This window comes from Priestia sp. FSL P4-0332 (assembly GCF_038005845.1).
GTDB lineage: Bacteria > Bacillota > Bacilli > Bacillales > Bacillaceae_H > Priestia.
In genome coordinates this window covers 17555-29805 of record NZ_JBBOUA010000006.1, presented here as the reverse complement: position 1 = coordinate 29805, position 12251 = coordinate 17555, and the positions used below count along the sequence as shown (strand labels likewise).

At 30.3% G+C, this 12251-nt stretch carries 12 protein-coding genes; 9 read left to right on the top strand and 3 right to left on the bottom strand.

Annotation, left to right across the window (positions count from 1 at the left end):
• Positions 1–110: 110 nt before the first annotated feature.
• The gene (locus tag MKY06_RS30170) at positions 111–1340 is read right to left on the bottom strand and encodes a hypothetical protein (protein ID WP_340962301.1); all 1230 of its coding nucleotides are present in this window, start codon (positions 1338–1340) and stop codon (positions 111–113) included.
• Positions 1341–2033: 693 nt separating this feature from the next.
• Between MKY06_RS30170 and MKY06_RS30165 the strand changes: the two genes are divergently transcribed.
• Both MKY06_RS30165 and MKY06_RS30160 read left to right on the top strand, forming a co-directional pair.
• Complete coding sequence (locus tag MKY06_RS30165; protein ID WP_340962300.1) at positions 2034–3023, top strand: hypothetical protein; 990 nt, start codon at positions 2034–2036, stop codon at positions 3021–3023.
• A 47-nt stretch (positions 3024–3070) separates the two neighbouring features.
• Complete coding sequence (locus MKY06_RS30160) at positions 3071–3955, top strand: hypothetical protein (RefSeq protein ID WP_340962299.1); 885 nt, start codon at positions 3071–3073, stop codon at positions 3953–3955.
• 44 nt (positions 3956–3999) lie between these two features.
• On the opposite strand, the gene MKY06_RS30155 is transcribed toward MKY06_RS30160, so the two are convergent.
• Positions 4000–5190: a protein kinase domain-containing protein gene (locus MKY06_RS30155; protein ID WP_340962298.1), complete on the bottom strand. Its 1191-nt coding sequence runs from the start codon at positions 5188–5190 to the stop codon at positions 4000–4002.
• 185 nt (positions 5191–5375) lie between these two features.
• On the opposite strand from MKY06_RS30155, the gene MKY06_RS30150 reads away from it, so the two are divergent.
• From MKY06_RS30150 to MKY06_RS30120, 7 genes are all read left to right on the top strand, one after another.
• A complete protein-coding gene (locus MKY06_RS30150; RefSeq protein WP_340962297.1) occupies positions 5376–5783 on the top strand; it encodes a hypothetical protein in 408 nt (135 codons plus the stop codon).
• Between the two features lie 917 nt (positions 5784–6700).
• Positions 6701–7606: a LysR family transcriptional regulator gene (locus MKY06_RS30145; protein WP_271997144.1), complete on the top strand. Its 906-nt coding sequence runs from the start codon at positions 6701–6703 to the stop codon at positions 7604–7606.
• Between the two features lie 125 nt (positions 7607–7731).
• Positions 7732–8319, top strand: a complete 588-nt coding sequence (locus tag MKY06_RS30140; RefSeq protein WP_074897602.1) for a LysE family transporter — start codon at positions 7732–7734, stop codon at positions 8317–8319.
• Positions 8320–8976: 657 nt separating this feature from the next.
• On the top strand, positions 8977–9168 hold the full coding sequence (locus MKY06_RS30135; RefSeq protein ID WP_340962294.1) for a hypothetical protein: 192 nt from the start codon (positions 8977–8979) through the stop codon (positions 9166–9168).
• Positions 9169–9442: 274 nt separating this feature from the next.
• Positions 9443–10027, top strand: a complete 585-nt coding sequence (locus tag MKY06_RS30130; RefSeq protein WP_340962292.1) for a DUF4030 domain-containing protein — start codon at positions 9443–9445, stop codon at positions 10025–10027.
• A gap of 218 nt (positions 10028–10245) precedes the next feature.
• The gene (locus MKY06_RS30125) at positions 10246–10434 is read left to right on the top strand and encodes a hypothetical protein (protein WP_340962290.1); all 189 of its coding nucleotides are present in this window, start codon (positions 10246–10248) and stop codon (positions 10432–10434) included.
• A gap of 251 nt (positions 10435–10685) precedes the next feature.
• Positions 10686–11093 (top strand): GNAT family N-acetyltransferase, encoded by a 408-nt coding sequence (locus tag MKY06_RS30120; RefSeq protein ID WP_340962289.1) that lies wholly within the window; start codon positions 10686–10688, stop codon positions 11091–11093.
• Between the two features lie 403 nt (positions 11094–11496).
• Here the strand turns inward: MKY06_RS30120 and MKY06_RS30115 are convergent, their stop codons facing one another.
• The gene (locus MKY06_RS30115; protein WP_340962287.1) at positions 11497–12237 is read right to left on the bottom strand and encodes an SDR family oxidoreductase; all 741 of its coding nucleotides are present in this window, start codon (positions 12235–12237) and stop codon (positions 11497–11499) included.
• Positions 12238–12251: the final 14 nt, after the last annotated feature.

Below are 12251 nucleotides of genomic sequence, written 5' to 3'. Positions count from 1 at the left end.
AGACAGAGCTACTACAAGTAATAAAAGAAAAGTTAAAATATAAACACCAAGAGAATTAACCTCTTGGTGTTTATATTTTAACTATTAACTTCATTAATAGTATGGACTTTTTACTTTAGTGAATGTTGTATTGTGTGATATTGTTTTCCATCATAATGATATACTTTTATAGATCCTTCTACATAGGTCGCGTCTTCTTTGTTAAACAAGACTAAATTTTTTCCCTTTTTGCCTATCAAATTCATCCTCGTGCTTCTGAACAGGATACCTCCATACCCTTTGTCCATTAAGTATTTAGAGAGTAAATGGAATGGTTTATATGCATTTAGTTCTGGATCTTCTTTTTCATCTATCGGTAAAAATACTGCTTCATCGATGTTTTTCATTAATGTTCTTCCAAGGTACATTTCGCTCTCTGTTCTGATTCTTGATTTAACTTCTTTCCATCCTTTATCCTTAGATAAAATTCTTTCAATAATTGTTCCAGAAAATTCGCTTCTCTTAATTTTTGAAATGTTTGCTGGATCTTTAAGGATTTCTTTAGCTTTTTCTTGTGTAATATCATCCATCAACTGTTCTATATTATTTTCAATATCCTCAAAACTAATATCCTCATAACAAAAATCAATTATTTTTAGCTTTTTATTTACAGGAGAGAATTTACAAGTAGTGACATCTTCACCTGATTGTAGTCTCAATTCTTCAAAACAAGTTTTTTCTATAGAATTAACATTTTTATCATACATTTTGATATTGTTCTCATACCCCAAATATAAAAAGTCATAGCCTTTTGGATTCCATCTATTATCATTTCGAGCTGGAATTGGAACCATTCTTTCGTAATTGTTAAACCATCTGCCTCTTTGTGCTCTATATAAGTTTCTTAATTGACCTAATTCTTTGATGAAGAGCTTTGGATGTTTTTCGACACAGTTTCGATGAAAATCATCAAATACTTTTATGAAAGACTTTTCGCTATCTTTGTCTTCGTTTTCCCAATGCAGCAAGACCTTCTTTTGAAAATCTTCTTTATATTCTTTATCAAAGAGTTCAGGAATATTTCCTATTCTTAATTTATATTTTTTAAATTGGGAAAAGTAATGTTCAAACATCTCGTCTGTGACAAACTTAAAGTCTCTATCGCTAAATTCATCTAATGAATCTACTAATATTTCAAACAAATTATTTATCTTACTCAGAATAAGTGTTGTATTATGTACACTTATTTGTTCTTTATTATTAATAATTGCTTTTTTAAGAATAGTAAATTTGTATTCTTCCCTACTATATTGCTCCATTTTATTTAATTCTAAGATAAGATCAAAATCAGTAAAATTCATATTTTCCTCCCGTAAAGTTGTTTTTAATTGATAAAAAAGAAGTGACAACACTCATTTGTCACTTCTTCTTGTACACTATACGATGTATATCAAAAGATTAGATAGTCTATTTAGTGTTAGTTTAAAAGATTAACCTCTATCCTTCTCGAGTTCATTCCTTTTGGCTGATTCACAACGAGAACTACAGAAATCCCAACCATTATTTGATGTTCCTGTTCCATATTCATAGTCATTTCCGCAATTATCACAAGTCATTATAATTCCTCCTTTGGAAATAAAGTGGTATACAACTCCATAATATTCTCCAAAAGGACTATATTTTCCTTTTTTAACTATTTATTTAATTCTATTGTTTTATTTTACGTTGAGTATTTTAACCTACAAACTACAGGATTGGGAATATGCTTATATTAAACCAATGGTTTTTTTTATATATTAGAAGGACTGTAAGAAGTTTGCTCTCAATTAGTAGAAGTGTAAATCCTGGATTAGAAAAAATGTTGCAAGTGGGTTAATGACGCTCCTTAAAAGTAAAAAGGAAGTTATGTATGGGTAGTGTGCTTAGAATAGGACCAATATTATATGAAGGAAAGAAGAAAAAAATAATGAGTTTTATCTTTTTGTGCTATAAAATAACTTTATAGGTAAAATATGAATCTTATTCAGAGGAGATAAAGAGAGTATGAGTATAATATGAAGTTTAGTGTATTTACATTTCAAGAATTACGTTATAAAACGATAGCGTATTTATTAGCATTTATTATTACCATAGTAAGCATAATTGCTTATTTGAAGTTGCCAAAAGGAGCAGATACTAGTCTAGCATCATATGTTTTAAGTATTGTTTACGCTCTAACTCTTTTTGTAGTGGGTTTGTATATAAATAATATGTCATCAAAACAACAAAATATGTTTTTGAAAAGAAAAGGTCAGTACAAGAGTCTTCATCAATTGTTAGAATTTTATGAAATAAAGGCTTTCAAAGAAAATGAAGATGAAATGTTTAAGTATGTTATATTCTCCCAAAGTTTTATGAAGAGAACTAAGGGTAAGGGGAATTCATTAATTTCTTTTAAGGGATATGAACAAACTAAGAAGTACTTAAAGATAGAAGAAGATTTTTTATCTAAAACAAAGGAAATCCACGATTTATTGAATAAAGAATTGAAAAATTATGTAGCCGCAAAGAAATTGAAAATGAAAGTTAAGTTTTTATTTGTTGCTGATAAAGCTGCCTTTTTTAATGATACAAAAAAATGGGCAGAAGAACATTTGGAACTGTCAGATGAAGAAGAAGCTGAATTTATACATTTTGTAAATAACTTACCTAATGAACAAAAGAGGGTCTTTAGAAAGATGGAAAAGTTATCTAATAGACTCAAAAATGAAAGAGACAAGTCCCATAAGAAGTGTAAGAAGAATATACAGAAAATAGAAGAAATATATGGTGATTTGTTGTTTGAAAGCTTAGAGGAAGAAAAAGGGTTAAATACTAATTTTCTTATCATTGAACAGTTGATTCAAGAATTGAAAGAAGAACTATTAACGGAATCTTATTTTGAAAGTACTTTGGAATCCTCTTTTGATAAAGTAGAGGATATATTAAATAGAATGGATGATAGATTACAATATGTTAAAGAAGAGGTAGAGGACATAAATCTTCATCTATATGATGAAGTATAGATGAAACAATATATTTTTATAGCGGTCTGTATTAAGGAGAATACATTATGGATTTAAATGGATTGATAAATACGATTATTGCGTCCACGGCTGCATTAGTAGCTATTATTGGGGGTTTTTTAGTAAGTAGAGTGTTAGCATTATCTAGTGAAAGGGTTGCCGTAGAGAGAAGATTTAATGAAATTAATAATAATTTGCGTATAAAAGAGGAAATGCTTAAGGAAACTGTTCACTATATATTTGAAGAAGACTTAAATGATTTTTTTAAGGATAACTGTGAGAAGGTTTTATGGGGGCAAATTCCTTTGCAAGAAATTGTTGAGGAAGATGAATACACAGCTTTAACAGGAGAAGAGATTGAACCCTATGTAGAAGAATTTAAGTCTTTAGAGAGTGAGCTTAAGCTACTTATAAAAAATAATTCTAGTAATGTTACTTCTGATTTTGAAGAGTTTATTAAAGAAAAAGAAATAAGATTACCAGATAAAAAGCTTTGGTATGAATTTGTATATGATGCTATGTATGAGAAGTATGTTGAAAGAGAAAATTCAAATACTTTATACACATTTGGTGCAGGGCTAAATACTTTGCCTGATGTTACAGCTGCTCAAAGTTATAAAGATAAAGTAAAAGAACGTAATAATCTTCAAGACGAACTTCGTTTTTTAAAAATGCAGAAGACTGAACAAAATAAAATACTTCAGGATTATGTAAAACCAAAAGGTTTATGGGGTGGATTAATAGTATTAGTATATGCTTGTATAGTTGGTATTGTATACCCGAGTACGTTATTACCTTATCCAGAAAAGGCTTATAGTGTAACGTTGAAATGGGTTTTATTAGGATTATTTTTTAGTCAGTTAGCCGCGTTGTTTGCTTATTTATTCATTTCACTATATAGTTTAACTAAATTTAGCAAAAGAAATTTATAATAGAAATTATATGATATAAAAAGAAGCTCTCATTGAGCTTCTTTTTAATAAAAGGTATAAACAATTTTATTAAATGCTTCCTGCATCTCTTTAACACTTTGATATCGTTCTTCCTCATTATCCGCGATTCCAGTTTCAATAAAATTCTTAAACCCATCGTTTTTAAACTTACCTATTTTACTTTTACCTGTCATTACAAAATAAATTAATCGAGTTAAAGCATAGGTTTCGTGCCATATTTTATAATTATTAAATCCAACAAGCTCTAGTTTTCGATCATTCAAAGAGCCCTTCATTTTGGTATTTATATTAGTCAAAGAACTATTCTCTCTTTTTACTAGGCCGAAATCTGATACTTTAATGACTTTGAGTTCTTCATATCTTTTTATCAGAATATTAGTTGTACTAATATCCCTGTGTAAAACATTTTTGCTATTAATATAAATAAAAGCTCTTAGTATTTGTTTAACAAGATTTATTCTTTCTGAAACCTCAAGGTTGTTATTATTTTTTGATATATATTGATCTAAGGTTTCACTAGCATACTCCATAATATATTGGCGGTTTTCTTCATCAAAATTGTAAACCTCTATGACATAGGGAGAATTTAGTTTTTTCATCTCCTCAAACTCAATTTTAAAACGTTTATATTCCTCTTCAGTGAGGTTTTTATCAGCTTTTTTTACTGCAAAAGTTCGATTATAAAAATCGTCTTTATACTTATGTACTGTAGCATAAGACCCTCTTCCTACTGATTTGAGTGAGAATGATGTTCTTTTGTTTGCTTTAGTTACAGAATTAGAATTTTTATTTTTAAATATAGGTGCATTTTCAATAATATTTATTTTTGTAATATGTTCAGGTATTGTACTTCCTCTATAGTACTGTAGAAATTCATCACATTCTTCTAATATGTATGCATAATAAGGATCTGTTTCAAATTCATATTTTGTATCTTTTAAATTTGATTCTAATGTTTTTAATTCTTCTATCCAATAAATAAGACTTCTACTTTCTTCCGCGGTGTAGTAACCACTTTCCATTCTACCGTTCATATACTTCAGTAAATGATTAAATTGATAATGAAATAGAGAAAGAATTTCTGATAAAGCTTTAGGATAACTTTCAACATAAAAACCTAAATATCGCTTTATAATTTCACTTTTATGATTTTCACGATAATCATTACGTTTATTATTTAAAAATATTAGGCCAGGATCTGTTACTATTGTCATTTTGTTTATCCCCTTTTTATTAAGTGAATCCGTAAAATATTAATTTTTGTAAATATATACATTGCTAATACTTATTGTATATTATTTCTACTATGTATACCTTTTGATCCTGTCTTAGACAGGATTTTTTTGTTTTATTCGAGAAATATATCTTTTACAAATTCACAAATTAAAGGGGGTATAATATGCTTGTAAAGTATGTTGATTATAAAAAAAATGTAGATGACCAGCCTTTAGAATTAAGAAAGATATATGAGTTAATGAAAGAAGATGCTGATGGTCAAATAAATGAAGCATATCTTCGTTATAAAACTCTTTTTATTCAGGGAGGTAAAAACGAACGTAATGAGTTAACTTTACGATTTGAAAGTGAACGAGATAAAAAGCTTACTGTTGTTTTAATAAAGTTCATAAAACGAAGACAAGGGAATTTTACAAGGCTAATAGATTTACTTATGGAATACGGACGTAAAGAAGGATACGAGACCTTAGAGATAGAATGTGTTCATAGTGATGAAATGGAAGCTTTTGCGAGAAAAAAAATTTCGAACAAGAAGTACTCCATCCTGTTCTTCAATCAGCTTATGGTGTAGAGCATTCTGATAATTGGATAAAAAAAATATAAGAAAAACAGTAGCAGATAAACATTCTGCTACTGTTTTTCTTATATAAATCCTCAAATTGTCAAAATTTAATCGTATAATACGAACGTAAATTACTTACTTTTTTATGAACACTAGTTGAAAGTGTTCAAACATTCTTGAACAAAATAGGGATAAATATATTTATATAGGGTTAACGGGAATATAGAAATAATATTTGTAAAAAATATATTGATGCAAAAGACTAATAATTTTATATTTGAACAATAAATAATATTTTATTTATATATTATAAACAAGAGTAAATACTATCTTATTTTTGTTATTTTCATGGTTTCATCATTTACTCTACCTGACGACAAATATGGGCTTTTTCTAGAAAGTGTGTGAAAAGTAAAACTTCCTTCAATAATAAGTGTTCGTATTGTTCCGAAAACTGTTCGTAAATGTCATGTGTTAGATTAGAGTCGTTCGTATATTTTTTACATACATAAACGAACGGAAATAAGCGTTCGCCAAATGAAATTGGAGTTTGTCCGTAAAGGTATACTTTATTGAACGCTCTTTCCTCATAAAACTAATTGCGTAAAATTAATTTGTATATATAAGTTTTACCTTTTCCTCTTCTTGGAAAAGATACACTTAATCATCTTGCATAAAGAGAAGGACTGTTTGTAAAAAGAAAAAGCCCCTTGTCCCGGAGACAAGAGGCTTTTTCTTTATTTTTTCGGTAAGATGAGTTTTGGCTGAGCTGAAGTAGAATTATAACAATCGGGAGGGTTCTGTTTTTAATAACAAGTTGCCAATTACATTTTTATTTCTTAGAAAAATTCGATACATTCAGCTAAGTTTCCGTCTATAATAAAGATTCTTGTTGGATATTGTTATTTAGTAAGGAGGAAAAATATTTGACACTGCAACAATTAAAATACGTTCTTGAAGTAGCAAATAAAGGATCGATCAGTGAAGCTGCGAAAGACTTATTTATATCGCAACCAAGCCTTTCAGCTGCGATTAAAGAATTAGAAAAAGAAATTGGAATTAATATCTTTATACGAACAAATAGAGGGATAAAAGTTACCAATGATGGGACAGAATTCTTAGGATACGCTCGCCAGGTTTTACAACAAGCAGAATTATTAGAGGATAAATACATTAACTCCACTCCATCCAAACAACGTTTTTCAGTTTCTACACAGCATTATACTTTCACAGCTAACGCTTTTGTAGAATTAGTGAAAGAATTTGGATTGGAAGAATACGAGTTTACTTTACGTGAAACCAAAACATTTAATATTATTGATGATGTTAGGAATTTGAAAAGTGAACTTGGTATTATATATTTAAGCTCATTTAATGAACAAGTCATTCGCAAATATCTAGATGAAAGTAACCTCTTTTTTTCCGAATTATTTACAGCTAATCCTCACGTATTTATTAGTAGGGAAAATCCCTTAGCTAGTCAAAGTTCTGTATCCCTTGATGATTTAGAGAATTTACCTTGTCTAACTTTCGAACAAGGTGACTATAACTCTTTTTACTTTTCTGAAGAGATACTCAGTACAAGAAGTGTAAAAAAGGGTATCAAGGTAAGTGATAGAGCAGCTATTGTAAACTTTATTATAGGATTAAATGGATATACTATCTCATCCGGTATATTTCCAAAATATCTTCATGGAAAGGATATAATTTCAATTCCCCTTGAGGTGGAAGAGAAAATACGAATTGGTGTAATTGTCCATAAAGATATTACATTAAGTAAGCTGGGTGAAATTTATATAGAAAAGTTAAAGAATATAACGTTCGATATGTAAGCTTATTCTAGGTAATGGCTTGATATAGCTTAAAACTATATCAAGCCATTGCTTTTTAGTTTTATCCTAAATCAAAATGGAGTGCTATGATAATCATCAATAAGAAGTATAGAGAGGTATAAGAAATGGAGATACAAGTTATTCTTTCTTTTTCAGTGTATGCAATTATCAATGCCTTTACTCCGGGTCCTGGAAACCTTTTAGCTTTAAATACGATGAGTATTCACGGCTGGAAAAAAGGTAAAAAATTGTTTCTAGGCATCTTTGTAGGCTATTATGTAGTTCAAGCAATATGTGCTGTTTCTATTTTTAGCTTGAATCAGTTTTTGAACCCGATAATGGAAACTTTAAAATATGTAGGTGCTGCATATATAATATGGCTTGCCATTCACATAGTAAGGAGCAGTCCAACTTCAACTAAAAGTAAGAACAAGCTATTATTTTGGTTTGGGTTTTTACTGCAATTTGTAAATATCAAGATATATATATTTGGTATTACTGCTCTTACAGGATTCGTTATGCCCTATTACAAATCATTTTTGATGGTATTTTTATTTGCTTTAGCAATCGCTACAATTGGCACAATTGCAACATTAGCATGGGTTGCGTTTGGTGCTGTTTTTCAAAGTGTATATATGAAGCATTTTAGAATATTTAATATTATTATGGCACTCTTACTTGGTGAATGCGCATTAAGCATGGTTATACAATAAAAGGCTTTCAGACAAATAAAGGTAAGGAAGACTCCACTCATCAATCAACTGCATTTCCAATCATTGATCCATTTTTAAACAAATTAGAAAAGATAACTTCAATTTATTAGTCTTGGTTTTTAATGAAGAAAGCAAAAGCAACCTTATTCTCTAATGGCATTCGAGTGAGGTTGCTTTTTAAGGTAACTCTATAACTGCAGACAAATTATAGCGTATTTTTTCCAAAAATACTATATTTCAAAGGACCAACATATGTATAAAAGGTGCACTTTTTATGCACCCTTTCTTCCATTTATCTGTAAGGAGATTGTTGGCGCATCAAGGATGTATAAAAAGCTGCATACACAAGCAAAAGAATCATTAGCTGAACCCTACTGCCGCAAGGGTTCTTTTGCTTGCTTGGTTCCGGAAAGAGTGATTATGTAAACTACCTCTGTATACGATATACAGACTAAAAACAGAAAAAACTCCACAGCCGGTAGGGAGTTTTTTCTACATACATTTGTTGTTAGGACGATGTTATGTGACATCATGAGTAGTTTGCTCAATATGTAAAAAAATAATCATTATATAAAAAGAGAAAAAACATCTTCATAGGACTTTTACGTTTTTGCATAGAATATTTTTATAACTTCAAAAGAAAAAGGAGATGATTTCTTGGATCAGCAAATAGAAACTAGAAAAGAAATAAAACTCTTGAATTCTGAAATTGATTTGTGTAATCACATTAGAAAATTATTGGTCGAAAGAGGTCAGATGTATTTAGAATCTAAGCAAGAGTATACGGAATATGAAGTTTTACAAATAGCTTTAAATAGACTAATGAACGAACTAACTTTTAGATATTAAAAGACTAAAAAAAACACCTGAAAACATATAGAATATGAATATTGTGTGGAATGTTACATAATAAATTTATCTAAGATAGAAAAAAGAGAAGATCAGAAATATGATCTTCTCTTTTAGTTTATAGCTTCCGGTAAAATCCATTATGTTAACTAGCAATGCATATCATATACACTTTTAAATAAAGATTATATTTTTATTTTTTCTATTTTATGAAATAATGGATTTATTATCCAAATAAGGTGATTAATTCACCATTGATAAAAGGAGGTAACGAATGAAGAGAATAAAAGCCTGTATACTCTTTATTTGCGTGACATTACTACTTTCATCATGTCAAATTTCTAAAGCTAGTGTGGAGGACAAAGGTAGTATTGTCCAAAAGGTTCTTGATAACATTTCGGCTAGATATCCTGTCATAAACTATTCACAAGATAACCGTAATATTTGGATGGATGTTGAAAATACGGTACAAGCTAGTGACGTAAAAAAAGAAATCCAACAAAAGTTTGAAGAAAATAATATAAAGGGCTATGAGATCACGGTTCATGCACTAGATATGAAACAAGTAGAAAAAGAACACAGATGGAGTATGATAGATTTTTATGTATTTGAAAACTTATGGAAAAAAGAAAAATACAAAGGTGTTAGAAGCAAACTAACAAATATAACGTTAGAAGATCCAGCAATTGTTGCGATTAGTACACCTATTATGGATGCTGATCCTAACGCAAAAGAGTATGCCGCACAAATACAAAAAGAAGTAAATGTCCTTCTCCAAAGGAAAAAGATGAAAAAGTTAATTGAAGGTGATGCCTATAAAATTGTTATCTATGATGAACAAAATCATCCTATAAATTAATGTACCCTCTCTTCTTATATGTGGGTCATACATCAATTTATAGAAAAAAGTAACGTCTTTTATGGCGTTACTTTTTTTGTGCCGAGAATCTTGATTATGTTGACTAGAAATTGAATCACTCACTCTTTCTAGAAGGTCCATTATGACAACTTAGTTGTACAAAAAGTGGTAAAATTTTTAAGACAACGAACATAAGAAAATAAAAAGGAGTGGAAATAGTGAAGATCAGGAAAAAAGATTATATTATTTCTTTTGTAATATTAGCACTTGTTTTTATGGCTAATACTACTGCTGGTAGTGGTCTTGCTCTGTTTATAGTGAAAGCTATTATAGCTGCCATTGTAGGTGCTTTAATAGTTGGAACAATTACAAATTTTATTTTCAAAAAAAAAGTTAAATACAGTTAAGCAATAAAAAAACACTTTCGTTATAGAAAGTGTTTTTTTATTGCTTAGGATTTCCTATAAGCCGTTTTATGTTAACAAGAAATGTCTTCAGAACAAGGTCTGGGAGGATTTCTATAGAATTCTAAATAGATAGATTGACTACCGATACCTTATGTTATGTCAATAATGAATAGTGAAACAGGAGGAGTCCGAAATGAAACATCGAACATTATCACGTATAGGGAAATTTAAAAAAACAGGAAGTGCTATATATGGAAAACAGTATACGTTATATAAGTGATCACCCTGAAAATTTTAAGCAATTACTGATCTTATACGAATCTTTAGGATGGAATTCACTTGGATTAACAGTTAATGATTTAAAACAAATGTGCAATCAAAGTTGGTATGCAATATATGCTTTTGATAAACAACAATTGGTTGGCATGGGACGCGTGATATCGGATGGCGTGGTTACTGGAATTATCTGCGGAGTCGGTGTGCTACCAAAATATCAATCTAAGGGTATCGGCAAAGAAATGTTGAACCAAATCATTCAACATTGTGAGCAAAATCGAGTTATTCCTCAACTTATGTGTGTAGAAAATTTGGAGTCTTATTATGAATCTTTAGGATTTAAGAAATACTCAATTGGAATGACAAGAAATATAAAACGATAAATGCTTAATGCCAATCTTGAACTTCACTTAGTTAATATATAAAAAGTTGTTGCTCTAAAACTCAATTTAACATTTTCAAACTACCATAGGCTTTAATTTTAATAATCATTAACTGATATCGAGATTCCGCAATCGGGCGCTTTAATTGAATAAGCAACAAAGGGATCTTCTATCGGAGGTTATTTTTTCATATCGATAATCAGCTTTATGTTAACTAAAATTGTATACTTCGATGAACGTACTATTAAGCGAAGGATTATTCATTATAAATATTCTTTTAGTTAAACGAGGGAAATTTTCTGATTAGGGGGTCCTTACAGGCATCATAAAGTCACAAATTTAATTGGAGAAGAGCAAATGGTAAGCCCTTCTCCATGCGAGACTCGATAATTGAGGAGGAGGCTTAAATAAATCCTCCGTTAACACGTATTGTTTGACCAGTGACCCACTGTGATTTTTCGCTTACTAGGAATTCGATGACATTCGAAATATCCTCTGGCTCACCGAGGCGACCAAATGCATTCATTTTTTTCATCCCCTCTACTTGTTGCTCTGTTTTTCCTACGGAGAAAAGCTCTGTGTCTACCGGCCCGGGGGCTACCGCGTTGATTGTTATTTTTTTTGGACCGAACTCTTTTGCAAGTTGCCGCGTGAATTGTTCAACCGCCCCTTTTGTGCCTGAATAGACACTGTATGTAGGAAACATTTGTCCGTTCACAGAGGTTGAGATATTCACAATATGGCCTTCTTCCTCCATATATTTCATTGCCTGCTGGCAAGCAAAAAAGGTTCCTTTTACGTTCACGGAAAATTGTTTATCGTAGTCTGCTTCAGTGACTTCTGTCAGGGGCTTATTAATCATGATTCCTGCATTATTAATCAAAATGTCGACCTTTTCAAAAGCAGAAATGGTTTCCAAAAAAAGCCTTTCTATATCATCTATTTGGCTGATATCTGCTTGAATGGCAATTGCTTTCCCACCTTTATCCTGAATTTCTTTTACAACTTCTTCTGCTTTATCGGGGCTACTTGAATAATTAATGGTCACCTTTGCACCGAGATCGGCTAATTGCTCGGCTACTTTGCGTCCGATTCCTCTGGAAGCACCGGTGATGATTGCGACTTTTCCTTCTAAAAGTTTCATTTTATTATTTTCCT

What these genes read in the sequence shown, in the direction of transcription:
- MKY06_RS30170 (WP_340962301.1), bottom strand. Translation starts at nt 1,340, where the DNA reads ATGAATTTTACTGATTTTGATCTTATCTTAGAATTAAATAAAATGGAG.
- MKY06_RS30165 (WP_340962300.1), top strand. Translation starts at nt 2,034, where the DNA reads ATGAAGTTTAGTGTATTTACATTTCAAGAATTACGTTATAAAACGATA.
- MKY06_RS30160 (WP_340962299.1), top strand. Translation starts at nt 3,071, where the DNA reads ATGGATTTAAATGGATTGATAAATACGATTATTGCGTCCACGGCTGCA.
- MKY06_RS30155 (WP_340962298.1), bottom strand. Translation starts at nt 5,190, where the DNA reads ATGACAATAGTAACAGATCCTGGCCTAATATTTTTAAATAATAAACGT.
- MKY06_RS30150 (WP_340962297.1), top strand. Translation starts at nt 5,376, where the DNA reads ATGCTTGTAAAGTATGTTGATTATAAAAAAAATGTAGATGACCAGCCT.
- MKY06_RS30140 (WP_074897602.1), top strand. Translation starts at nt 7,732, where the DNA reads ATGGAGATACAAGTTATTCTTTCTTTTTCAGTGTATGCAATTATCAAT.
- MKY06_RS30130 (WP_340962292.1), top strand. Translation starts at nt 9,443, where the DNA reads ATGAAGAGAATAAAAGCCTGTATACTCTTTATTTGCGTGACATTACTA.
- MKY06_RS30120 (WP_340962289.1), top strand. Translation starts at nt 10,686, where the DNA reads ATGGAAAACAGTATACGTTATATAAGTGATCACCCTGAAAATTTTAAG.
- MKY06_RS30115 (WP_340962287.1), bottom strand. Translation starts at nt 12,237, where the DNA reads ATGAAACTTTTAGAAGGAAAAGTCGCAATCATCACCGGTGCTTCCAGA.